General features: G+C 56.3%; 17 protein-coding genes. 4 read left to right on the forward strand and 13 right to left on the reverse strand.

All coding sequences use genetic code 11. The annotated features are described in order from the left end of the window. Nucleotides 1-121 precede the first annotated feature (121 nt). Complete coding sequence (argA, locus tag KGP26_RS22290; RefSeq protein ID WP_179253222.1) at nt 122-1,453, forward strand: amino-acid N-acetyltransferase; 1,332 nt, start codon at nt 122-124, stop codon at nt 1,451-1,453. A 68-nt stretch (nt 1,454-1,521) separates the two neighbouring features. On the opposite strand, the gene dinQ is transcribed toward argA, so the two are convergent. The 13 genes from dinQ to rppH all read right to left on the reverse strand — a co-directional run bounded on the left by dinQ (nt 1,522) and on the right by rppH (nt 20,827). After that, complete coding sequence (gene dinQ / locus KGP26_RS30450) at nt 1,522-1,620, reverse strand: damage-inducible type I toxin DinQ (RefSeq protein WP_371822059.1); 99 nt, start codon at nt 1,618-1,620, stop codon at nt 1,522-1,524. A 405-nt stretch (nt 1,621-2,025) separates the two neighbouring features. Then, the gene (gene recD / locus KGP26_RS22295) at nt 2,026-3,876 is read right to left on the reverse strand and encodes an exodeoxyribonuclease V subunit alpha (RefSeq protein WP_223664628.1); all 1,851 of its coding nucleotides are present in this window, start codon (nt 3,874-3,876) and stop codon (nt 2,026-2,028) included. Further along, nucleotides 3,873-7,421, reverse strand: a complete 3,549-nt coding sequence (gene recB / locus KGP26_RS22300; RefSeq protein ID WP_223664629.1) for an exodeoxyribonuclease V subunit beta — start codon at nt 7,419-7,421, stop codon at nt 3,873-3,875. Before recB ends, recD begins: the two co-directional genes overlap by 4 nt. After that, nucleotides 7,418-10,309, reverse strand: coding sequence for a pitrilysin (gene ptrA, locus KGP26_RS22305; RefSeq protein ID WP_037375667.1), 2,892 nt, complete (start codon nt 10,307-10,309; stop codon nt 7,418-7,420). Before ptrA ends, recB begins: the two co-directional genes overlap by 4 nt. 292 nt (nt 10,310-10,601) lie before the next feature. Beyond that, a complete protein-coding gene (recC, locus tag KGP26_RS22310; RefSeq protein ID WP_223664630.1) occupies nt 10,602-13,973 on the reverse strand; it encodes an exodeoxyribonuclease V subunit gamma in 3,372 nt (1,123 codons plus the stop codon). A gap of 133 nt (nt 13,974-14,106) precedes the next feature. Beyond that, nucleotides 14,107-14,460, reverse strand: coding sequence for a prepilin-type N-terminal cleavage/methylation domain-containing protein (locus KGP26_RS22315; RefSeq protein WP_223664631.1), 354 nt, complete (start codon nt 14,458-14,460; stop codon nt 14,107-14,109). Then, nucleotides 14,450-14,896 carry a YgdB family protein gene (locus tag KGP26_RS22320; protein ID WP_223500274.1) on the reverse strand — a complete coding sequence of 149 codons (447 nt, stop codon included), beginning with the start codon at nt 14,894-14,896 and terminating at the stop codon, nt 14,450-14,452. Before KGP26_RS22320 ends, KGP26_RS22315 begins: the two co-directional genes overlap by 11 nt. 2 nt (nt 14,897-14,898) lie before the next feature. Next, on the reverse strand, nt 14,899-15,471 hold the full coding sequence (locus tag KGP26_RS22325; protein ID WP_223500275.1) for a prepilin peptidase-dependent protein: 573 nt from the start codon (nt 15,469-15,471) through the stop codon (nt 14,899-14,901). Beyond that, nucleotides 15,459-15,962: a prepilin peptidase-dependent protein gene (locus tag KGP26_RS22330; protein WP_037375685.1), complete on the reverse strand. Its 504-nt coding sequence runs from the start codon at nt 15,960-15,962 to the stop codon at nt 15,459-15,461. The genes KGP26_RS22325 and KGP26_RS22330 overlap by 13 nt, the downstream gene beginning before the upstream one ends. A gap of 206 nt (nt 15,963-16,168) precedes the next feature. Continuing rightward, on the reverse strand, nt 16,169-16,963 hold the full coding sequence (gene thyA / locus KGP26_RS22335) for a thymidylate synthase (protein ID WP_021179872.1): 795 nt from the start codon (nt 16,961-16,963) through the stop codon (nt 16,169-16,171). Between the two features lie 6 nt (nt 16,964-16,969). Continuing rightward, a complete protein-coding gene (gene lgt / locus KGP26_RS22340; protein WP_021179871.1) occupies nt 16,970-17,842 on the reverse strand; it encodes a prolipoprotein diacylglyceryl transferase in 873 nt (290 codons plus the stop codon). 195 nt (nt 17,843-18,037) lie between these two features. Further along, on the reverse strand, nt 18,038-20,287 hold the full coding sequence (ptsP, locus tag KGP26_RS22345) for a phosphoenolpyruvate--protein phosphotransferase (protein ID WP_021806133.1): 2,250 nt from the start codon (nt 20,285-20,287) through the stop codon (nt 18,038-18,040). 12 nt (nt 20,288-20,299) lie between these two features. Further along, a complete protein-coding gene (gene rppH, locus KGP26_RS22350; protein WP_021179868.1) occupies nt 20,300-20,827 on the reverse strand; it encodes an RNA pyrophosphohydrolase in 528 nt (175 codons plus the stop codon). A 696-nt stretch (nt 20,828-21,523) separates the two neighbouring features. On the opposite strand from rppH, the gene mutH reads away from it, so the two are divergent. From mutH to KGP26_RS22365, 3 genes are all read left to right on the forward strand, one after another. Continuing rightward, nucleotides 21,524-22,204, forward strand: coding sequence for a DNA mismatch repair endonuclease MutH (mutH, locus tag KGP26_RS22355; RefSeq protein ID WP_021806136.1), 681 nt, complete (start codon nt 21,524-21,526; stop codon nt 22,202-22,204). Between the two features lie 126 nt (nt 22,205-22,330). Further along, nucleotides 22,331-22,549: a YgdI/YgdR family lipoprotein gene (locus KGP26_RS22360; RefSeq protein WP_059201658.1), complete on the forward strand. Its 219-nt coding sequence runs from the start codon at nt 22,331-22,333 to the stop codon at nt 22,547-22,549. A 197-nt stretch (nt 22,550-22,746) separates the two neighbouring features. Further along, complete coding sequence (locus KGP26_RS22365) at nt 22,747-23,787, forward strand: NADP(H)-dependent aldo-keto reductase (protein WP_021179864.1); 1,041 nt, start codon at nt 22,747-22,749, stop codon at nt 23,785-23,787. The last annotated feature ends 44 nt before the right edge of the window (nt 23,788-23,831 follow it).

Here is a 23,831-nt window from a genome sequence, read left to right on the forward strand (position 1 = left end):
CAATTTATTAATCAGTTAGCGCATTTGTCAGAAAAATCACTGTCATTTCCTGCTTGCCTTTGGCGCAATAAAAGAATAAAAATACAAAAATACCGTATAAATATGCAAATGAGGTCTTGCCGTGAAGGAACGTAGTACAGAGCTGGTGCAAGGATTCCGTCACTCAGTTCCCTATATCAATACTCACCGTGGCAAGACCTTTGTCGTCATGCTGGGTGGCGAAGCTATTGAACATGAAAACTTTTCCAGTATCGTCAATGATATCGGGCTGTTACATAGCCTGGGCATTCGTCTGGTGGTGGTCTACGGTGCGCGGCCGCAGATTGACGCCAATCTGGCGCAGCATAACTACGAGCCGATTTACCATAAGCATACCCGGGTAACAGACGCCCATACCCTAGAGCTGGTCAAGCAGGCCGCCGGCTTGTTACAGCTGGATATTACCGCACGGCTTTCCATGAGCCTGAATAACACCCCATTGCAAGGGGCGCACATCAACGTAGTGAGCGGCAACTTTATTATCGCCCAACCGCTGGGCGTGGATGACGGCGTCGATTATTGCCACAGCGGCCGTATCCGCCGTATTGATGAAGAAGCCATTCATCGCCAACTCGATAGTAAGGCCATCGTGCTGATTGGCCCGGTGGCGGTATCGGTGACTGGCGAAAGCTTTAACCTGACCTCGGAAGAAGTCGCCACCCAGTTGGCAATCAAGCTGAAGGCCGAGAAAATGATCGGCTTCTGTTCATCACAAGGGGTGACAGATGCAGAAGGCAATATTCTTTCCGAACTGTTCCCCAACGATGCACAAAAACGTATCGAGCAGTTGGAAGAGGCTGGTGACTACCATTCCGGCACCGTACGCTTCCTGCGCGGCGCGGTAAAGGCCTGCCGCAGCGGGGTACGCCGCAGCCACCTGATCAGCTATCAGGAGGATGGTGCACTGGTACAGGAGCTGTTTTCACGCGACGGTATCGGTACCCAAATCGTTATGGAGAGCGCCGAGCAGGTACGCCGGGCGACCATCAATGATATCGGTGGGATACTTGAGCTGATCCGCCCATTGGAGCAACAGGGGATTTTAGTCCGCCGTTCGCGCGAACAGTTGGAGATGGAGATCGACAAGTTCACGATTATCGAACGCGATAACCTGACCATTGCCTGCGCGGCGCTCTATCCGTTCCCGGAAGAGAAGATTGGTGAGATGGCCTGCGTGGCAGTGCATCCAGATTACCGCAGCTCGTCGCGGGGCGAGATGCTGCTGCAGCGGGTAGAAAGCCAGGCGCGCCAGATGGGGCTACAGAAGCTGTTTGTGCTGACCACACGCAGCATCCACTGGTTCCAGGAGCGCGGCTTCACTCCGGCGGAAGTCGACGTGTTGCCGATGCAGAAGCAGGCTTTATATAACTACCAGCGCCGCTCGAAGATCCTGTTGGCCGATCTTCGAACGTAGTGGGACAAGCTGAGTAAATGTTAAAGGCCAGGGTGTGGTTAACCCTGGCCTTAGCTACGTTTCCGCTATCAGTCGATCAACCGGCGGATCAGTTCTAGCAGCGCGACGAGCGCTTTCAGAACGATGAGAACTTTATCGATCAAAGTTTTCATCCGTCTCTCCATCATATGGAGCGAGATCGCCGCTGTTTACCCTTCCATTTGCCTGTCACAACGGCTCCTTCCATTGTTAGTAAGGAAGCACCTCGCTCCGGCCAGAGCACTGAACCCGGCACCACCCGCAATTCAGCCAGGACTTCAAGACGTTATACCGCCATACAGAAGGCTGAAACGAAGCATCTCCATAACTAACTCAATGACTATACAACATTAAATTTTCTCGGGCGAGGCTTGGAACTTGTCCAAAAACGCTTCTCTATGATTTGCCTTTATCCGCCGCTGTTTATATACTGAGCACGTTAGTAAGGGAGCACCTCGCTCTGGCCAGAGTTACCGCTCCGTGCTGGAACACTAAAAAAACCTGACCTCACCAGTCAGGTTTTTTTACGTCTGTATGGCAAACGCCCGCCGTTATTATTTCCCAATCTGCAAACGTTCTGCCAACCCGCTGCGGCGCTGGGTGGGGGTGCGGATAGCGCTCACCAACACCTTGTCTACCGCATAGAGCGACAACCGCTGGCGCGCGCGGGTAATGGCGGTATAGACAAGCTCACGGGTCAGTACCGGCAGAAAATGATTCGGCAGCACCAGCGCCGTGTGGTCGAACTCCGAACCCTGTGATTTATGCACCGTCATCGCATAGGCGGTTTCATGCGCCGGTAAGCGGCTAGGCTGTACCGATTTGATGCTGCCGTCCGGTAATTGGAAATGCACGCGCAGATCGCCGCCCTCACCGGGCAAGGCAATGCCTATATCGCCGTTAAACAGCCCCAGCGCGCTATCATTACGGCCAATCATCACCGGCCGCCCTAAATACCAGCGACCGGCGGGGCCAGGATTACGCCGAATCAAACCGGCACGCTGCAACCCACTTTCGATACGCTCATTCAACCCGGCAACGCCAAATGGCCCTTCGCGCAGTGCGCAGAGCAACTGGAAACGGCCAAAGGCATCCAGGATCGTTACGGCCCCCGCCCCTTCTGCTACCAGCCGCAGATAGTCGCGATAACCAGCAACGCAGTTATCCAACAGCCGTTGATAATCTTCGGTTTCTGCCAGCGGATAACCCGCCACGTCGGCATAGCTGCCATTCAACGCCGCCAGGGCGCGCTTGCTATCGCCAGCATTCACCGCCAAAGCCAACTGGCCAATGCCGGATTTGGCATCAAACCGGTAACTCTTGCGCAGCAGGCACAGGCTATCGCGCACCGCTGCCTCGGCCTGCGCTGGCTGCCCTTGCAAGGGGCAACCGGTCAGGCGCGACAACTGTGCCGCACGGGTTTCGCTATATCCCTGCTCGGCAAACCGGCAGATATCCCCCAGCACGGCTCCAGCCTCCACCGAGGCCAGTTGATCGCGATCGCCAAGGAAGATGACTCGCGCCTTGGGGGGTAAGGCGGCAATCAACCTTGCCATCATGGGCAAGTCCACCATCGAAGCCTCGTCCACTATCAGCACATCAAGATGCAGCGGGTTCCCCCGGTGATAGCGCATGCGTTGGCTGTTTGGCTGGGCCCCCAGCAAGCGGTGTAACGTCGCCGCTTCCGTAGGAAACAAGGCACGTTGCTCCGGGGTTAAGTCCAACTGACGGCTAGCGCTTCCCAAGGATTCGGTTAGTCGAGCCGCTGCTTTACCGGTAGGCGCAGCAAGCTGGATACGCAAACGCTCCCCGGCCGCCAACTGCACCAGCGCCGCCAACAGCTTAGCGACGGTTGTGGTTTTACCAGTACCGGGGCCGCCGGAAATAATCGCGATGCGGCGCGTGGCCGCTACCGCTGCGGCAATTTTTTGCCAATCAGGTTCGTCCGTGGCTGCGCCAAATAACCGATCGAGGATGGTGCGCAGCTGCGCTTCTTCAAGTTCCTGTGGCACGCTGTCGCTGCTGATAAAAGTGGCGACGTCACCTTCGCTCTGCCACATGCGTTGCAGATACAGCCGCTGCTGTTGCAGTACCATCGGCGTTGCCGTACTGCCATCGCTAATCGCTGGCGAGACCGCCAGACGCTGTTGCCAACTCGCCACGTCCGGTTGCCCGCAGGCCTGCCAGGCAGCCAAGGCCAACTCTGGCTGGCGGCCACCAAACAGATTTTCCGGCAATAATTGTTCGAGCAACAGACAAACGTGGCCCGCACCGGCCTCCGAGCTCAGGCAGGCGGCGGCCAGCAGAATATCCGGCTCATCATCGTTGGCGACCACCTGGGCAAATTGCACGTCCAGCGGTCGCAAGGCGCCCAGAGCCAACGCCTGATGCAAAATCTCAATCATTGCCCATCCTCAACGTCGACCGTTTCACCGCTAAACAGGCGATCCATTCCTTCAACCAGAGCGAACTCCGGACGACAGGCAAAAATACCGTTGCCCTCATGCTCGGCATCTACCCCGCGTAAAAACAGATAAATTACCCCGCCAAAATGGCGCTGGTAATCGTAATCCGCCAGACGATGCCCCAGATAGCGGTGCAGCGCCAAGGTATAGAGTTGGTATTGCAGATCGTAGCGGTGTTCCGCCATCGCCCGCGCCATCGCCTCTTGGGTATAGGCGCTGCTGTCTTCGCCCAGCCAGTTGGATTTGTAATCCAGCAGGTAATATTTGCCCTGCCAGCAGAACACCAGATCGATAAAGCCTTTCAGCATGCCCTGAACCTGTTGGAAATCCAGCGCCGGGCAGCCAGCAGAAAGGGGATCGTAGCGTTTTACCAGTTCATCCAACTGCTGCGCTTGCAGCAAGCCACCGATCGGCAGATAGAACTGTAATTCTGCCTGCCTGGCTCCCGCCGGTAAGGCGGATAGCGCGACGCCGCTGCTATTAAGTGGCGCATTCAGCAACACCTGCATCCAGCCGGATAATACCGGCAACCAATGCTCCTCCAGCCCTTGCTGTTGTAACTGCGCCAACAGCCACTGTTCATCTAGCGGTTGGGTAAAGTCCAACTCCTCAAACAGGCTGTGCAGGAAGGTTCCAGGTGCCGCGCCGCGCGGGAAAGTATGGGGAGTCAATGCGGGTGGTGTAGCCGTATCGCCCTCACCAACGGCATCAACGTCCAGGCGCGGCAACAGCTCCTGCATCCGGCTTGAGCCATGCTGTTGCAAGCCGGTATAGCTGGTAACCCGCCAGAAATCCTGCATCCTGCGTGGAAACTGCCTGGCCGTCAGTTCTGCGGCGGCGGCCATCTGTGGCTGCCAGCTTTGTTCACCCGGTGCATCCACCAGCGACAGCGCGATGCCCTGAGTTGCCAGCTGTTGCAGGCAGTTTTGCAGATAGGCCGCATCGCCCGCCTGCCCGGCCTGCACCAGATATCCCAGCGCGCTGCGGTGCAAATCCGTATCGCCCTGCTTCTTGCGCGTACCGAGGAACAACGGCGCAATACCGATGCTGCAGTGATACACCGAACGGGTCAGCGCCACGTATAGCAGGCGCAAATCCTCTGCCAACCGTTCCTCTTCCGCCCAGGCCACGCTTTCTTCGTTGGCATTCAGATCCAGCAGGGCTTTAAAGGTCTGGCGATCGTGGTACAGCACCTGTTGCTGCTGGCGGAAATTCCCCACAAAAGGCAGCCATACCAGATCGAACTCCAACCCTTTCGACTTGTGGATGGTGATCACCTGCACCAGATGACGGTCGCTTTCCAGCCGCAGTTGCTGATTGTCCGACTGGCGATTCGGCTGAGCGATCTGCTGCGCCAACCAGCGCACCAGCGCGTGTTCACCGTCCAGCTGCGCCGTGGCTTCCTGCAACAGCTCCCCCAGGTGCATGACATCGGTCAAACGGCGCTCCCCCCCAGGGCTGGCCAGCAGGTTTTCTGCCAGATGCCGCTTGGCCATCACCTCACGCAGCATTGGTAATACGCCACGACGTAACCAGTGGCTACGATATTCATCAAACTCGTTGACCAAATCATCCCAAGCGGACTCGTTATGGTTTAGTCCATCCAGCGTCAAGGCATCCAGCCCCAATAGCCCGGTGGCCAAAGCGCAACGCAGGGTTCGTTCCTGTTCGGGAGCCAGCACCGCCTGTAGTAGCCACAGTAAATCTTTGGCTTCCGGCGTATCAAACACGCTGTCACGGTTGGAAAGGTAAACCGAGGGAATGGCCAGCGCGCTGAGTGCGTCACGCACCAACGCCGCTTCGGCGCGGCTACGCACCAGAATGGTAATATCCGATGCCTGAACGTGGCGGCGTTGTTCCCCTTTGACCAGCCAGGCTTCTCCGGCCTGCCCGGCACTCAGCCAGTCGCGGATCTGGGCGGCACACAAGCGCGCCATTAATTGTTGGTAATCACTTACTCCGGCCCCATCCCCAGGTTGCAGCCAAAATTGCATAGCCGGTTGCGGCTTATTCTGCCACTCGAAGACCAGTTCCTGATTCTTCGCTGCGGCAGCCACCTCGATAAACGGGATTTGGCCAAACAGGAACGGCTTTTCCACCTGAGCAAACAGGCGGTTAACGCTGCCAACCATCGCCGGTGATGAGCGCCAGTTGGTCTCTAAGGTATAGTGGGCACTTACCTCTGAACGAGCCTTCATATAGGTAAAAATGTCTGCACCACGGAAGGCGTAAATCGCTTGTTTGGGATCTCCGATCAGCAGCAGGCCACACTCTTCCCGGCCAACATACAGTTTCTGGAAGATCCGGTACTGCTGTGGGTCGGTATCCTGAAACTCATCGATCATCGCCACCGGATAACGCTGACGGATCGCCAGCGCCAGTTGTTCACCACCGGCGCTTTGCAGTGCCGCATCCAGCCTGCTGAGCAGATCGTCAAACCCCAGTTCGGCACGCTGGCGTTTTTCCTGTTGAATGGAAAGGCGTATTTCGCTCAGCGCCCGTGCCATGATCAGGTCACGCAGGGTCAAGGGTTCGGCAAACAGCTCATCAATCGCCACAAACAGCGGATGCCGCGGAGCCTCACCTTTTTTGGTTTTCTCCAGCAGCACCGATTGGCGGAACTTCTCCAGCTCTTTGGGCAACTGGTAATCTTCGGTTTCCTGCCCCGCCCATTCCCCCACCTTATTCAGCCAGTTGGGTAAATGTTTGCTGCTGTAGCTGCGTTTGTCGACGCCAGACTGACTGATGAGTGCTTCCAGATCGGCCGCCGCCTGCCATTGCGCCTTGAGGGCATCGATCCGCGCAACGATCTGTTCATGGCGCATCAGCACCGTTTCGTCATCTTTCGGCGGCTGACGCAGAGTGGGAGCTTCGCCATGCAGATAGCCCGAGAGATCGCTCAACAAAGCCTCTGGGCCGCTCCACTCCTGACTGACCGCCCGGGCAACGCCCAGTGGCAATGGATAACAGTGACGCCGCCAAAAATCGGCGCAGGCCTGGCGGCGCAACGGCAGTTCGTCCTGCACCAGCGTTTGTTCAAACAGAATGCCCGACTCGAATGCGTTGTGAGTGAGCATTCGCTGACAAAAACCGTGGATAGTGTAGATCGCCGCTTCGTCCATCTGGCGCTCGGCAGCCAGCAATTGCGCTGCGGCCTCTGACAGATCGCCAATCTCCGCCATCAGCGCGGCAAACAGCGGGTCTGAGCTATGCCCGCGTACGCAGGCAATGCGTAATGCGTGGATATTACTGCGAATGCGGCCCCGGAGTTCCTCCGTCGCCGCTTCGGTAAAGGTAACTACCAGGATCTCTTCTACCGTGAGCGGCCGTGGAAACGCTGCTGCCTGGCCTAAGCCAAGCAGCAGGCGCAGATACAAAGCACCGATAGTGAAGGTCTTCCCTGTCCCTGCCGAGGCTTCGATCAGCCGTTCACCAAACAGCGGCAACGTCAGTGGATCAAGCCGCTGAGGAACGCCTTTCGTCATGGCGTCGCCACTTTACGAGGCAGCGTTTTTTGCAGGGACGAGGCGTTAGGATAGGTCACCCAACCCTCACCCGGCGCCGCAAAATCAGCTTTCTGCTGGCTACTGCCACTCACCTGAGACAACAGTGCCAGCCCCTGTGGCTTAATCACCGCCTGATGGAAATAATCCGCCAGCTTGGCAGGCGTCAGAGTCTGTACCTGAGCGATCAGCTTTTCACGGGTATCGAAGGCGAAATTACCGCGATCGAAATCGCTGCTAAAGCGGCCCGCTTCTTCACCCAAAGTCTGTGGACGCTGTTGCAGCTCATTGATCATGGCCTGTTTGTATTGGGCAAAATCGGCATCACTCAACTCACGCAGGCGCTTTTCCGTTTTCGGGTAGAAATCTTGATAGCGCTGGTAGAGATAGGCTGGCTGCTTACTGTTGCTTTGCAGCAGGAAACCGATGCCCCACTGGCGGCCAACCGGCATCGCAAAGGAGAACACCGCATAGCCGAGCTGCTCTTGCGTACGCAATTGGCTGTAGAACCACGGCTGGATGATCTGCCCCAGCAATGAGCTATACGCCATGCTGGTCACTTCGTCATACCCCGTTGGGACATACACCGCCGCCAGCGCCGAATCGGTGCTGCTGCCAGGGCGCTGCAGGTTGGCAAACTGGTTTTTGGCAATCACGACGTTTTCGCCGTGCCACCATTCCAGACCAGTACAACCCAGGCTCTGCTTCAGTGAAGAAGCCAACGTGTCCACCTGTTGCTTGCTCATATTGCCCACTACCAGTAACTCCGGCGTGGCCCCGGCCATCAGGCTGTCACGGTAAGCCAGCACGTCTTGCAACGTAATGGTTTTCAGCACTTCGCGGCGTTCGCTACGCTCGGAGTAAGGCACGCGGGACAGCATCTGTACCGGCTGGATCGCCAGCTCAAAGGCTTTGCCCTTCTCGGCGGAATCCAACTGTTCCAGATACCAGGATTTCGCCTGTTCCAACTGCTCTTGCGTTGGGGTAAAGCTGGAGTAGCCTTCAATCAGCGAGGTCAACAGCTGTGGAAGACGCTGGGTAAAGCCATTGGCGCTAAACATCAGGCCGTTATTAGGCGAGGTAGAGAAGCTAATCCCACCCACCGAGGCCTGATAGCTCAACTCATCTAGCGAGATCCCCGCCAGATAATCCATCAACGAGAACAACACCTGATTACGCGCGGAATCCATGGTTTTGGCGTTACGCAACGCTACCGTGACATCGGCCTTGGGTTCATCGGCAAAATAGCGGCTTGGCATATACAGCACCCGCAGCCCTGGCTGGTTCACCACCATTTCCGGTTTGATAAACTCATGTGAGGGCTTGTTCAGGGTAAACTCATCCGGAATATAAGGGTTCAGCCCCGGCAGAGAAAGTGCGATATCTTTACCCAACTGCTGCCATTTCGCGAAGCGTTCCGCGCTGATTTTCTCGACCTGATAAGGTGCTTCAACAAAGTAAGCCGTTTTGTTGTGTGGCTCATTCGGGCTGATAAACCAGATACGCGCATTTTGTGGCGTCATTTGCCCCAGGCGTTCAGCAATGGCTTCAGGATCGTAGCGATCGGCCAGGTACGGCGCATCCAGCGTATGCTCTACCGGCACGCGCAGCATGGTGTCCACCAGCCATTCGATGTAATTCATGTCGCGGGTAATCGACGGATAGCGGAAATCCAGATTCAGCACATGGGCGATCTCGTCAAAATAACTTTGCTTGATCCCTTCACCACGCAACATTTTCAGATAGCTGAAGATCGCTGCCACCACTTTGTCACGCTCCGCCAGCCCCTTGTCGGTCAAGGAAACGCTGATTGAGAACACGCCACCGTTGCGATCGATCATCGGGTCGGCACCCGCATTGATGGCATCTGCCAGCCCCTGCTTCTGTAGCCAGTCAGAAAGCGTATTGGTGCTGCGGTTGCCAATCAGGTAGCTGATATAGGTATCGGTTTTACTGCGGAACTCGGCGCTGTTGTTATCGATACGGAATTCGACCTTCAGCTGCTTGCGCGGCTGCGCCGGTACATAATGAATAATGATGCCCTGCTGCTCCGAGGTGACCGCCGGAACGGTGATCGGTGGCACTTTCGCATCGTGATTAGGAATGCGGCCGAAGGTTTTGACCGCCAGCGCTCTCAGTTCAGGCAAGGATTGGTTGCTGTACAGCACGCCCTTCATCAGGTTGGCAGAATAGTAACGCTGATAAAAACTAACCAGTTCTTCATGCAGCTTGCTGCCTGGCTTGTCCTGCAACGTCTCGAGGTTGCCGCCAGAAAAACGTGCGCTAGGGTGAGCCGGATTGAGGGTTTCTGCCCCAACCTGCGCCATGCGCATACCGTCACGAGAGCGCGCCATCGTTAACTCGGCATTCACCGCGTTGCGTTCGCGGTCCGCATTGCCGGGATCCAAAATAGGTTCGGCAATGGCATCGGCCATCCGATCGACAGCGGGTTCTAAAGCGTCATTTTCCACTTCCAGATAGTACGCAGTGCGGTAAGACGCGGTGCTGGCATTGTGGCTACCACCGTGCTTTTTCAAAAACTCGGAGAGGTTCTCGGGTTCTGGATAGCGCTTGGAGCCCATCAGTACCATATGTTCCAGGTAGTGAGCCAGGCCAAGTTGGCTGTTGGGATCTTCCAGCGAGCCTACCGGCAGCGCCAGAGCAGCCAGTGACTTTGGTGCCAACGCGTCGGACACCAGCAGTACGGTCATGCCGTTATCCAGCTTGATAGCCTGGTATTCACGCGGATCGTGATCGCTTTTGTTGATCTTTTCCGCCAGCGGTTGCCAGCCTTGCGCGGCCCAGCTTAACGGCGCCCAAAACATAACCAATAACATCAACCCGGTAATGCGGGTCAACAGTCTGCGCATATCCAAAATAAACCCCTGTTCTCTGGCTGTCTCGCCAACTCCCTGACGGTGACAGCACGGTGCAAAATGACACAACCGAAAGCGATGCCCAATGAAATTCAATTTCTAACTCAACGCATTACGGTTTTAAACACTCAACTCACTATAGCCCACATCGTTGGGCGCGCAGCGTGCGCCACTCTACAACGTATATGCCTATACGTTATGTAAGACCAGACTTAACCTCAATGGTTGAGTATAAAAGCGTAAAATTTTTATCACCTCACTGCGACCTGTGCCACCGTGAGGGGGGTTACCCCAGGTTATTACGGGCCACGGGCAACAAGTAACACTCTGTTTCTTTGAGGATTTGTTCAAGGCGAACATTATCCATTTGGCGGAAAACGCGCTGGGTATAGGGATCTGCTCCCTCGCCCGGGATCCGCTGATCGCCCTGCCAGGCTTGTAGCAGCTTGGCACGCGCCTTGATCTGGACTTCTTCATCCCAGTCTATCTGCTGCGTTTGTGCCTGATAACATTGGCTCAACCAGGCCCAGCCGCTTTTATTGAGCAGCATCAGCGGCTGCGACAGGCCACGGCGGTAGCCCGCTACCAGCTCCGCCAACTGCGCGTGGGCATCCTCGCTTGCGAGCGCAGCGAAGCGCCAGGCGGAATTCTTGCTGCCAAACATACGGCTTTCCCCGCTACCGCCAACGCAGCAATACACCAGGTGCTCCAGCCAAAGCAAGATGCCGTCTACGGCAGAAAGCGTTGCCGGTCGCCAGCGCAGCAAGCCATCCTGCTGTACCTGATGCAGCCAGCCGGTGATACGCATGCCCGCCACGTCGATATCCAGCTCCAGGCTGCCATTCTCCTGGCGCTGTTCACGCACCCGCTCGGCCAGCTCCGCCATTTCCTCCTGCTGCTTTTGCCAGTAAATCTCACCGAAAGCCCCGTAAGGTAATCCCCCCGATGCACGCACCCGTTGGTATAACTTGCCTGCGTCCTCCCCCTCGATCAGCGTGTTCAGCAATTGGCTGTTGAACTGATAGCGGCTGAGGTTATCCAGCGTAAAAGGCTCGTCTTCCGGCAGATCGGTCTCTTCCAGAATAAAGTTAACGCCAAGACGTAGCTGGAAGAAGGCACGGATCGGATGGCGGTAAAAACGGAGCAGTTCATCAAGAGAAACCTGGGTTTTCTCTTCCTCCGCCAGCGGTTGATTAAATTCTGGATGTGCAGCGCCACGGCCATCGGCAGCGGCCAACCATTCTGCCGCATAGCTTTGATCTTCGCTCCCCGGCAGGAAGTTTTCCGCAGCAAACGGCATGCGGGCATGACGTTTAAGCAAGTGCTCACCGACCCTGCGTGCGCTGCCGTCCGCATCCAGCCCTTCATCGCCGGGCAGGCAATAGCTTTGCTGCAGATATTCCAACAGTTCAGTGACCAATACGGAAGGATATCGCTCGCTGTTATCCTGAATGGAACGGCCAATAAAGCTGATATACAGCTGCTGCTGGGCAGAGAGGATCGCCTCCAGGAACAGGTAGCGGTCATCGTCACGGCGGCTGCGATCGCCGCGCTTAATCTGCTGCGCCATCAGGTCAAACCCCAGCGGCGGCAAGGTGCGGGGGTAGACACCGTCGTTCATGCCCAGCAGGCAGACCACCTTGAACGGAATGGAACGCATGGGCATCAAGGTACAGAAGTTGATCTGCCCAGCCAGGAAACGCTGGCTGATGCGCTGCTGATCGAGCCGTGCGGCCAGTTCATCGCGCAGCAACGTCAACGGCACGGCATCGGGATAGCGGGCCGCCAGGCCAAAGCTGGCCACTTTCTGCCACTGCTCTTCGATCAGCGCCAACGCCTCTTCGGTTTCGCTGTCCGTCTCAAAGAAGCTATTGAGCAGTTGGCGGCACAGCGGTAACCATTCGGCTAACGGCCGCTCTTCACTGAGGATTTGCCGCCAACGGCTGAGTTGTGCCAGCAGATCGGCCAGTTGCCCAGCCAGTTCGGCCACTAATCCACTAGACTCATCGTAAGGTAATACGCCCTGCCAATCTCCGGCGTTGCTGTCCATTGCGTAGCCCAGCAGCATCCGCGTCAGGCCAAACCGCCAGGTATGCTGCCCGGTTGCGGGAAGATCCAGCTCACGCACGTTGTCATCATCCAGCCCCCAACGTACCCCGGATTCGCCAGTCCAGTGGCGTAACAGACTTAAGCCCTCTTCCTGAATCGAGAAACGTGCCGCTAGCGCAGGCACGTCCAACAGCGCCAGTACCTCCTCTGAGGTAAAACGGCTTTGCGGCAGATCCAGCAGGGAAATAAAGGCTTGTAGCGCAGGATGCGCCTGACGGGCCTTGCGATCGGAAATGGCAAACGGCAGATAGCGCCCGGCGGGGGCATTGCCAAACACCGCCTGAATATACGGGGTGTAGCTGTCGATATCGGCCACCATCACGATGATGTCGCGCGCGGTAAGTTGGGGATCTTCTGCCAGCATGGTCAGCAAATGGTCGTGCAGCACCTCGACTTCGCGCTGCGGGCTGTGGCAGGCATGCAGACTGATGGAGCGATCCTGCGGATCGAGCTGGCGTTTATTGTCACTGCGCTCCAGGGTTTCCGGCGTGGTGCCGATCAGTGCGTGATCTTCCAGCTCCAACATGTCGTGCTGAATGGCGTGCAGCAAGCTATCTGCCGGGATCTCGACAAAGGCATCTACTTCCTGCACCGCCTCCATCTGCGACAGTAAATACAGATGATCGCGCCCCAGCTTGCCCCAGGAAGCCAGCAGCGGGTTACTCAGTTGTTGTTCACCCTCGGCATCAAATAGTTGTGCTGCCTGTTCCGGCTGACGGAACAAGCCTTGCTCCCGTGCCTGGTGATAGTGGCGGCGTTTGCGGCTCTGCAAACGGGCCAGAAAGGCGTAGTCCTGAATGTCGCCCCAGTAATAGCGGCAGGGGTTGGTAAACATCAGATGGATATCAATATGTTTACCCAAAGCCTGCAGCGCTTCCAGGTAGATTGGCGGCAAGGCAGAAATCCCACAGATAAACACCCGTGGCGGCAACCCTGCTGGGCATTGAGTGGCATTCTCCAGGGTACTAATAAACCGGCGATATAAATTGGCACGGTGCCATTCAGGCTGACCCAGCTCGTGGGTATATTCCACTAGCCGATGCCACAGGAGGGCTTGCCAGCTTTGCGCCTCTGCCAGCCCTTCTACCGTTTCCCCACGCTGCCAACTCTCCAGCCACTGCGGGCGATAAACCAGATATTGGTCAAACAGATCGGCAACACGCCCGGCCAGCTGGTGGATCTTGCGCTTGTCGGCGTCATCGGTCAGATAATGCTGTAAAGGAGCAAACTCGGGCCGGGTCAGCATGCCTGGCAGCAGCCACATCAGTTTCCAGGTCATGGCATCTTTGCTAAAGGCGCTCTCTTTGGGTATGCCGGGTAATACCTTGGTGAACATGTCCCATATAAAGGTCGCCGGGAGCGGGAAAACGATATTCGCGGCAATGCCAAACTGCTCGGCCAGCTGCATCTGCAACCATTGCGCCATGCCGGGGCTTTGCACCAGCACCACTTCCTGTTGAAACGGATCGGCCAAAGGTTCTCTGGCTATCAGCGCGCTGGTCAGCGTTTTCAGCAAGTCCAGTTGATTGGAATGATAAACCGTAAACATGAGGCTCCTTGGAAGCGAAAAAGGGCATTACCGGCGACATAGTTTTTCCTCACTCTGACTCCCTCCCAAAGAGAGAGGGAACCGATCGAGAACATCTCGACCAAAAGAGTCTGAGGTGGCACAACACCCCGCGCTACTGCCCGCAATACCAGCGACTGAGTTCAATCTGTTGGTGCAGCGGCGTTTGTATCTTCACCGTACGCCGCAGGCATGAGCCTTGCGCTTGGCGGGTTTCGACTTGGTAGTGCCAATTTGGTGGTAGCGATATGGCATGGCTTATTTCGGCACCGGCACTGAATATTTCCAGCTGTTGGTGCGCCAGAGACCAGGCCTGTCGATATTGCCACTGCCGTTGAAATGCCTGCAACAACACCTGCTGATAGTGTAACAGCCCGAGCAGCGAGACGGCGAACAACAATGCCGCGATCAACACTTCGGGCAGGCTGAAACCCCGCTGACTTCGCCGGCCAGCTGGTTTATTCAGCACAGTCGCTTTCCCGCTTTTCCGGACAAAAATCCAGCCAGCCGCCTTTTTGCGCTTTCAGCAGGTGGCCACCAGCCCCGCCTTGCTGTGTAGCCAGTTGGTATAGCCACAAGGGCTCCGCTCCCGCAACATCTCCAGCCCCACGCACCATTACCAGACCGGTACGGGCCGATAGCCGGGCGCAGGCTTGCAAAGCCTCGCTGCTAATCTGCTGACAGGACCAGTGGCTCGCCTGCAGAGACTCCCGTGGCCACGGTTGCGTCAGCCCCCAGCTTAGGGCCGAAGCCGCCTGGTTGTAAGCCCGCAGATAGCGCTGCTGATCGACGGCCAGCAGTAGCGCACTGTCCAATTGCCGCTGCTGGGCGGTGAGCAGCATCAGCCCCATCACCAGCAACAACATCACCGCAGCCAACGTGCTGCCCCCCTGCTGCATATCCATCTCTAGGGTGCCTCCATGCTAACCGCCCACTCCAGGCGGCGTTCTATATTTGCCCGCACCGTTGAGCGGCCCCTTAGGGTAAACAACATCAAGGACTTGCCATCGCGCCCTGCGATCTGGCTGACAGAAAAAGACTCAATCCGTACCTCTTCCTGATCCAGCAAGCGTTCCCAGCCGCTGCCCTGGCACTGGGTCACGCCGCTTTGCCCCTCCAGCCCGCCAGCCCGCAGGCGGTAACCAAAATACTCGGCATCGCCACCGCTGTCCCAGTTGCCATTGCGGTTAAGATCGTAGGCCACGATCACACAGCTGCCCGGCGCTTCCCCCGCTGCATGGCCAATCAGCAACGAGCGCCCCTGACACTGCCCGGCACAAAATCCGCTGCGGCGCAGATCCTTTTCAATCCCGAAAGCCAGCTGGCGTAACACCAGCTCCAACCGATAATGACGGCCTACATCAACCGTCTGCTGACGCAGTATCGGTAAGGTTTTCGCCGCCGCCAATGCAATCAGGCTGCCGAATGTCATCGCCAGCAGCACCTCCGGCAGGGTAAAGCCTTGTTCTAAGGTTCGCATAAGGGCAGGCTCCGGATAGCAGTTTCTTCGCTGCACAGCCGCAGCCGACCTTTGGCAGACAGCACCAGACGTATGCGGCCAGCCGGATTGCCCAGCAGGATATGCCCGGCCTGCGCATTGTTGCGCACCCCATAAAATCCCATCTCCTTTTGGGTATAACCTTGTAACTCCACATCCAGGTGTTCTGGGGTAAAGACCCGGTCCGCCAATGCACTACAAGGTGCCACCTGCGGGCCGCTGCCTATGCACCAGATTTTCCCAGGCCGAAACCACAATAACGCGTTGCGGTTATGCCAGTTGGCATCGGCCTGTAAGCGCGTTAAGAATGCCAGCAGTTGCTGGGCGGTCTGCTCAAGCCGTAGCGCCTGTTGATAATGATGCCACTGGCTACCCCCCCAAGAGGTCAGCATCCCCGCCAGCACCATCACGATCATCAGTTCGATCAGCGTCAGGCCTTGCTGGTGTTCGGGGCTATTTTTATATCGGTTCATACGGCGAGTGTAATCAGCCAGAGGCACGATGAAAGGCACCTTTTCTCAGGCTGGCAAATGATACGCAGAATTTTTAGTTAGCAGGTAACAAGCTGGGGGAAGTTGAGTACGGCTTCGCATTTTTGGCAATGCAGCACGAGCGCAGCATGCGGCGCGCCTACTTTCAGTAGGCGTAAGAAAGAGGGCCGGATACGGCCCTCAGCAAATCAGATAGCGACAGGAGCCTTGATCGGCGGGTGCGGATCGTAGCCTTCAATCTCAAAGTCTTCAAAACGATAATCAAACAGCGAGGCTGGCTTGCGTTTGATCACCAGCTTCGGCAACGCACGCGGCTCGCGGGTTAATTGCAGCTGCGTCTGCTCCATGTGGTTGCTGTAAAGATGGGTATCACCACCGGTCCAGACAAAATCGCCCACTTCCAGATCGCACTGTTGCGCCATCATATGCACCAGCAACGCATAGCTGGCAATATTGAACGGCAGGCCGAGGAACACGTCGCACGAGCGCTGATACAGCTGGCAAGAGAGTTTGCCGTCCGCCACATAGAACTGGAAGAAGGCATGGCACGGTGCCAGAGCCATCTTATCCAGCTCACCCACGTTCCACGCAGAAACAATAATACGGCGAGAATCCGGATCCTGTTTCAGCTGTTGCAACACGGTGCTTAGCTGGTCAATCTCGCGACCATCTGCCGCGCCCCAGGCACGCCATTGCTTGCCATAGACCGGGCCAAGATCGCCGTTTTCATCAGCCCATTCGTCCCAGATGCTGACGTTGTTTTCGCGCAGATACGCCACGTTGGTATCGCCGTTCAGGAACCACAGCAGCTCATGAATGATCGACCGCAGGTGGCATTTCTTGGTGGTCACCAACGGGAAACCTTCCTGCAGGTTGAAACGCATCTGGTGGCCGAAAATCGACAACGTGCCAGTGCCGGTACGGTCGGCTTTAGGGGTGCCCTCGGCGAGCACTTTGTTCATCAAATCCAGATACTGTTTCATTTTTCCTCACGACTGTTGTTGCTGTGGACGACGACGATACGCCCAGATCATCATAATAATACCGGCGAGCACCATCGGCACGGACAGGATTTGCCCCATGCTGATCACCCCGTCAAACAGGCCAAGCTGGGCATCAGGCTGGCGGAACGCCTCGACGATAATACGGAACGTGCCATAGCCAATCAGGAACAGGCCCGAAACGGCTCCCATCGGACGTGGCTTACGGATGAACAGGTTCAGAATGATAAACAGCACGATGCCTTCCAGCACCATTTCATACAGCTGCGACGGATGACGTGGCAACACGCCATATTCGTTGAGCAGCGGCAGCAGTTGAGGATTGGCGGCAGCGATGGCGATATCTTCCGGACGCGAGCTTGGGAACAGCATCGCCCAAGGTGTATTGGTAGTAACACGCCCCCACAGCTCACCGTTGATAAAGTTACCCAGGCGGCCAGCGCCCAGACCAAACGGGATCAGTGGGGCAATAAAATCAGAAACCTGGAAGAAGTTGCGCTTGGTGCGACGGGCAAACCACAGCATCACCGCGATCACGCCAATCAGGCCGCCGTGGAATGACATACCGCCATCCCAGACTTTGAACAGGTAGAGCGGGTTATCCAGGAACAACGGCAGGTTGTAGAACAGCACGTAACCGACACGGCCACCGATAAAGACCCCAAGGAAACCGGCATACAGCATGTTTTCCACTTCGTCTTTGGTCCAACCGCTGCCGGGCTTGTTCGCGCGGCGCACCGCCAACCACATGGCAAAAACAAAGCCAACCAGGTACATCAAACCGTACCAGTGCAAAGAGACCGGGCCGATAGAGAAAATCACCGGATCAAATTTTGGAAACGCCAGATAGCTAGTGCTCATCTATCACCACAATATGTCTGTTATTCATCCCCAAGCGGGGGCGGCAGGTGCCAAACGCGGTGCAAAGCCCGTGCAACGGGAGCACCGCATTGAGATGGCGCATCATAACATAGGCTTAACCACGTCCGGGCTTGCCGGCAGGGAAAAGTTCTGTAAAAAAATAGGTCAACACTTAACGGGCTGGACAACGCCTAATCAACGGCCGCCGCGGATCAGCCCCCCCATGCCACGCCGTTCCATAAACGCCGCTACCTGGTGGCGAACCTCGGTGGTCATCTGGGCACTCAATACCCGCTTGGCCAACCCTTGCGCGTCTTCAAGTTCGATATGGCGCAACAGATATTTGATCCGTGCGACGCTGCGCCCGTTCATGCTCAAATTGCGGTAACCCATACCCACCAGCAGCAGAGCACCCATCGGGTCTCCCGCCAGTTCACCGCACAGGCTGACATGCAGCCCGGCCGCCGTCCCCTGATCGATGATCAATTTCAGCACCTGCAACATGGCTGGATGCAGGCTGTCGTACAGCGAAGCAACGCGGGTATTATTACGATCCACCGCCAGCAGATACTGGGTTAAATCGTTGGTTCCTACCGAGACAAAATCGACGCGTGCGGCCAGATAAGGGATCAGGAAGATCATCGACGGCACTTCCAGCATGACGCCAATCCGCGGCTTGGGAATGTCGTATCCCAGCATCTCTTCCACTTCTCGCCCGGCGCGATCGATCAGGCGCTTGGCCTCGTCGATCTCTTCCAGGCTGGTGATCATCGGCAACAGGATCCCCAGATTGCCGGTTCCCGCATTGGCACGCAGCATGGCGCGCACCTGGATCAGGAAGATTTCTGGCTGATCCAGCGTAATACGGATCCCCCGCCAACCGAGGCACGGGTTTTCCTCGCTGATCGGCATGTAGGGCAACTGTTTATCAGCGCCGATATCCAGCGTACGCAGCGTCACCGGCTTGTGCGGATAGAAGAGTTGCAGCATGCCCTGATATTGCGCCACCTGCTCCTCTTCCGACGGGAAGCCACTTTGCAGCATGAACGGGATCTCGGTGCGGTACAGGCCAACGCCGTCCACGCGCGCACCCAGCAGTTGTTCATGTTCCGGGCTAAGGCCAGCGTTCAGCATCACCTGGATCCGCTCACCGCTTTTCAGCTCTGCGGGCTGTTCAACGTCGTCTTCTGCCAGCTTGCTGAGCTCCTGCTCTTCGCTGATCAGACGTTGGTATTCCTTCACCAGCACCGGTTCCGGATCGACCAGCAGCTCGCCGCGATAGCCATCAACAATCAGCATTCGCTGGGCCAACAGCGCAGGCTGGATGTCCGCCCCCATCACCGTTGGCACGCCCATGGCCCGCACCAGGATCGCGGCATGGGAGTTGGCGGCACCGTCCCGCACTACCACGCCAGCCAGGCGATCCTGCGGCACTTCGGCCAACAGGGTTGCCGTCAGCTCATCGGCGACCAGCACAAATCGGGCTGGCCATTGGCTGGCCCCTTGGGTGGTATCGTCGAGGTGGAAGAGCAGACGTTGGCCAAGCGCACGCAGGTCGCTGGCGCGCTCGCGCATATAGGTATCTTGCAAGGTCGCAAACTGGGCAGCGAAGGCTTCAATCACCTGTTTTACCGCCCACTCGGCTACCGAACCGGCATCGATCTCCGCGTACAGTTCACGTTTGAGACGAGCATCGTTGAGCAGGTGGGAATAGAGATCGAAGATCGCCGCGCTCTCTTTTTGCGAGCTGGCGCTAAAACGCTTACTGAAGCGGCGGAACTCTGCCCCAGCCTCTTCCAACGCCTGTGTCAGGCGTTCACGCTCGCTGACGGTATCCAGCGTGGAGGCTTTATACACCTGATCAAGTGAAGGTTGGCTGCTATCTAACCACCCCTCCGCCACTGCCACGCCAGGAGCCGCAGCCAGCGCCCGAATGCGGGTCTGGCGATACTGGCCAAAAATGGCGTTTAGCTGTGATAACGAGAGGATCCCGGCCATTTGGGTGGCCAGGGTAACCATGAAGGATTCTTCGCTTTCGTCAAACTGGCGCAGTTCACGTTGCTGCACCACCAACACGCCAAGCAACTGGCGGCGATGAATGATCGGCACGCCAAGGAAGGATCGGAAACGATCCTCTTTGACCTGCGGAATATATTTGAAGCTGGGATGGCTTTGGGCATCCGCCAGGTTGATCGGCTCTGCCCGCCGCCCGACCAGGCCGACGATGCCTTCGTCAAAGGCCAGGGCGATAGTTCGCCCACGGGGCTTTTTCAACCCGCGCGTCGCCATCAGGTAATAACAGCGGCGGTCGTTGTCTGCCAGATAGATGGAGCAAACTTCGGTGTCCATCGCCAGACAGGTTTCATTGACCAAAAGATCCAGCGCATCTGTCAGACTGGCCGCCGCGGCCACTTTCTCAACAATTTCTCGCAAGCGCGTGAGCATAGTCGGTTTGACTTAACCTCTCTTTCGGCGATAAGCAGGAGGCTGCCGCTGCGCTGCCAGTTCCTGCATAGGCATGACGGTTGCGGCAAACTCTTTCATAACCCGGCGGTACACGTCGCGTTTAAACGACACCACCTGGCGCACCGGATACCAGAAGCTCACCCAGCGCCAGCCGTCAAACTCCGGCGTACTGCTGCGCTGCATGTTGATATCCGCGTCATTGCACATTAACTGCAGCAGAAACCATTTCTGCTTTTGGCCGATACAAACCGGCTTTGTGTCCCAACGCACCAAACGTTTTGGCAATTTATAGCGCAACCAGTTGCGGGTTGAGGCCAGGATACGCACATCCTTTTTACTCAGCCCCACTTCTTCGAACAGCTCACGGTACATCGCCTGCTCAGGCGTTTCGCCAGGGTTTATTCCCCCTTGGGGAAACTGCCAGGAGTGCTGACCGTAACGGCGGGCCCATAGGACCTGCCCCTGACGATTACAGATTACGATACCAACATTCGGGCGGTAGCCATCATCATCGATCACCGGACTACCTCGATAAGCATAAATTCGTATTGATAACCTGATTGTTTCACACAAGCCACAGGCGGTAAACCACTGCTTTGCAGCGCCGTCGCTCGGATAACATTGGGATAACTCACAGATAATGGCAAAGTTATAAACATGTAACGAGGTTGGAGGGCGGTTTTATTCACTTTTTCTGTGGATAGGTGTGTGAAGAACTCTAGGGATAAGCCGGGAAAACTCAATTGAACTTAAAATCCGCCGTATTTTTAATTTTTTATTATTCCTTTAAATACAATGCAATAATGACTTAAACACAGTTATGAACAGGGTAAAAATGTGATCTATGCACGCTTTGGATCTTTCTCTGGCGAAAGATCCACCAATGCGGATTTTATCCACAGATTATTATACCCAGTGACCTATAAAACCGCCAAATTCGTAAAAAATGCCCCGCGTCAAGGCTGTAAATCAAACCAGTGATCGGCAAAAAGTTGGGTTATCCCAGAAATCTGTGGATAAATAGGTGTAAGATCCTGTTTATTGTCGGTGGCTACAGGTGCACAACCCCGCGATGAAATTTTTCTACCGCGATGGGGTAGCCAAAAAGTCATGCAAAATCATGCTACTATTGTTGTTTTCCCCAGCCTGCTTTTCCCTTTTAAGGCTGTGAGTAAATTCGGTACATTTTTTAACCATAATGCATAGGTCTGATTTATGGCGTGTTTATCCCCGCTGCCGCCAGAAAACGAGCAGCAATTATTAGCCCGTGCCCAGGCGCTGGCTGGCTTTAACCTTGGTGAACTGGCAGCTCGTGCGCAGGTCAGCATTCCCAAGGATCTCAAACGGGATAAAGGTTGGGTCGGCATGCTGCTGGAGCTCTATCTGGGTGCCATGGCGGGCAGCAAGCCTGAACAGGATTTCCCAGAGCTGGGCATTGAGTTGAAAACCATCCCGGTCGACGCCGCCGGTAACCCGCTGGAAACCACTTTCGTCTGCGTAGCCCCGCTGACAGGCAATAGCGGCGTCACTTGGGAAAGCAGCCACGTACGCCACAAACTGGCACGCGTGCTGTGGATCCCGGTGGAGGGTGAACGACAAATCCCATTGGCACAGCGCCGCGTAGGTTCCCCGCTGCTGTGGCAGCCCAATCAGGAAGAAACCGAGATGCTGCGCCGGGATTGGGAAGAACTGATGGATCTTATCGTGCTCGGCCAGGTTGAGCGGATCACTGCCCGCCATGGCGAAGTGCTACAGCTGCGGCCAAAAGCGGCCAACAACAAGGCACTGACCGAAGCCACCGGCGAACAGGGCCAACCGATCCTCACCTTGCCGCGCGGCTTCTATCTGAAGAAAAACTTCACCCGGGCGCTGCTGGCCAGGCACTTTACGCTTTGATTAGCCCTGCGCATCCTGATTTCACCGTCATTTCTCCTTACACAGATGGGATACGTCCGAAAGCCATCTTTGGCAGAGTTTGCTACTCTATTAGGACAATTATTCTAGGTATATAAGGTGTTCGGCATGAAAAAGTGGGTAATGGCTATTTCCGCCCTGATGATGGTCGCCGGATTAGCAGGCTGTTCCAGCGACTATGTGATGGCCACCAAAGATGGCAATATGATCCTCACGCAGGGTAAGCCTAAAATCGATAAGGATACCGGCCTGATCAGCTATCAGGACGAGCAAGGCAAGCAGCGTCAGATTAACGGCGATCAGGTCTCGCAGGTTATCGAGCGTTAATCCCAGCCCCCGCATCTTCCTGACCCCTGACGGATTATCAATCAGGGGATTAGCCCTGCCCTCGGCTGTTATATTCCACTTTCACCATCTTCTTAGCTTGGTTATAGTCAAGTAAGGCGTGTTACGCCGTTGGATCTCTGGCTGCTGTTTTACCGGGCATCACGCCCGTAAGCGCTAACATTGAAGGAAGGCCGTTAATGCAATACCACCGTATTCCCCACAGTTCTTTAGAAGTGAGCGTGCTGGGACTGGGCACCATGACCTTTGGCGAACAAAACAGCGAAGCCGATGCCCACGCACAGCTGGATTATGCATTAGCCGCTGGCATCAACCTGATTGATACCGCAGAGATGTATCCAGTGCCACCGCGCCCGGAAACCCAGGGGCTGACAGAGCAATACATTGGCAGTTGGATCAAAGCGCGCGGCAACCGCGATAAAATCGTGCTGGCAAGCAAGGTCTCCGGGCCGATCCGGGGTAATGACGCTGGGATCCGCCCACAGCAGGCGTTAGATCGCAAAAATATCCGCGCTGCCCTGGATGCCAGCCTGAAACGGTTAAACACCGATTATCTGGATCTGTACCAGCTACACTGGCCGCAGCGCACCACCAACTGTTTCGGCAAGCTCAATTATCAGTACACCGATGAGAAGGCCACCATCCCGCTGTTGGAAACTCTGGAAGCGTTAACCGAGCAGGTCCGGGCCGGCAAAATTCGCTATATCGGCGTCTCTAACGAAACCCCTTGGGGCGTGATGCGCTACCTGCAACTGGCAGAAAAACACGAACTACCGCGTATCGTCTCGATCCAGAACCCCTACAGCCTGTTAAACCGCAGCTTTGAGATTGGTCTGGCGGAGATCAGCCAACATGAGGGTATCGAACTGTTAGCCTATTCCAGCCTGGCCTTCGGTACGCTGTCCGGCAAATACCTCAACGGTGCCAAACCGGCCGGGGCACGCAACACACTGTTCAGCCGCTTTACCCGCTACTCTTCAGCCCAGAGCCAGGCGGCGATCGCCGAATACGTGGCGCTGGCGAAAAAGCATGGTCTGGACCCTTCACAGATGGCATTGGCATTCGTGCGCCAGCAGCCGTTCGTTGCCAGCACCTTGCTGGGTGCCACCACGCTGGAGCAGTTGAAGATAAATATCGACAGTTTTGACGTGGTGTTGAACGAGGAAGTGTTGCAGGCTCTGGAAGAGATCCACAGCCGCTTCACCATTCCAGCGCCATAAAGACTATAGGGGTACAGCATGCTGTGCCCCTATGTATCAAACCG

The organism is Serratia sp. JSRIV002 (assembly GCF_019968725.1).
GTDB lineage: Bacteria > Pseudomonadota > Gammaproteobacteria > Enterobacterales > Enterobacteriaceae > Chania > Chania fonticola_B.

What these genes read in the sequence shown, in the direction of transcription:
- dinQ (WP_371822059.1), bottom strand. Translation starts at nt 1,620, where the DNA reads ATGATGGAGAGACGGATGAAAACTTTGATCGATAAAGTTCTCATCGTT.
- recD (WP_223664628.1), bottom strand. Translation starts at nt 3,876, where the DNA reads ATGATTGAGATTTTGCATCAGGCGTTGGCTCTGGGCGCCTTGCGACCG.
- recB (WP_223664629.1), bottom strand. Translation starts at nt 7,421, where the DNA reads ATGACGAAAGGCGTTCCTCAGCGGCTTGATCCACTGACGTTGCCGCTG.
- ptrA (WP_037375667.1), bottom strand. Translation starts at nt 10,309, where the DNA reads ATGCGCAGACTGTTGACCCGCATTACCGGGTTGATGTTATTGGTTATG.
- recC (WP_223664630.1), bottom strand. Translation starts at nt 13,973, where the DNA reads ATGTTTACGGTTTATCATTCCAATCAACTGGACTTGCTGAAAACGCTG.
- KGP26_RS22320 (WP_223500274.1), bottom strand. Translation starts at nt 14,896, where the DNA reads ATGGATATGCAGCAGGGGGGCAGCACGTTGGCTGCGGTGATGTTGTTG.
- KGP26_RS22325 (WP_223500275.1), bottom strand. Translation starts at nt 15,471, where the DNA reads ATGCGAACCTTAGAACAAGGCTTTACCCTGCCGGAGGTGCTGCTGGCG.
- KGP26_RS22330 (WP_037375685.1), bottom strand. Translation starts at nt 15,962, where the DNA reads ATGAACCGATATAAAAATAGCCCCGAACACCAGCAAGGCCTGACGCTG.
- thyA (WP_021179872.1), bottom strand. Translation starts at nt 16,963, where the DNA reads ATGAAACAGTATCTGGATTTGATGAACAAAGTGCTCGCCGAGGGCACC.
- lgt (WP_021179871.1), bottom strand. Translation starts at nt 17,842, where the DNA reads ATGAGCACTAGCTATCTGGCGTTTCCAAAATTTGATCCGGTGATTTTC.
- ptsP (WP_021806133.1), bottom strand. Translation starts at nt 20,287, where the DNA reads ATGCTCACGCGCTTGCGAGAAATTGTTGAGAAAGTGGCCGCGGCGGCC.
- mutH (WP_021806136.1), top strand. Translation starts at nt 21,524, where the DNA reads ATGGCGTGTTTATCCCCGCTGCCGCCAGAAAACGAGCAGCAATTATTA.
- KGP26_RS22360 (WP_059201658.1), top strand. Translation starts at nt 22,331, where the DNA reads ATGAAAAAGTGGGTAATGGCTATTTCCGCCCTGATGATGGTCGCCGGA.
- KGP26_RS22365 (WP_021179864.1), top strand. Translation starts at nt 22,747, where the DNA reads ATGCAATACCACCGTATTCCCCACAGTTCTTTAGAAGTGAGCGTGCTG.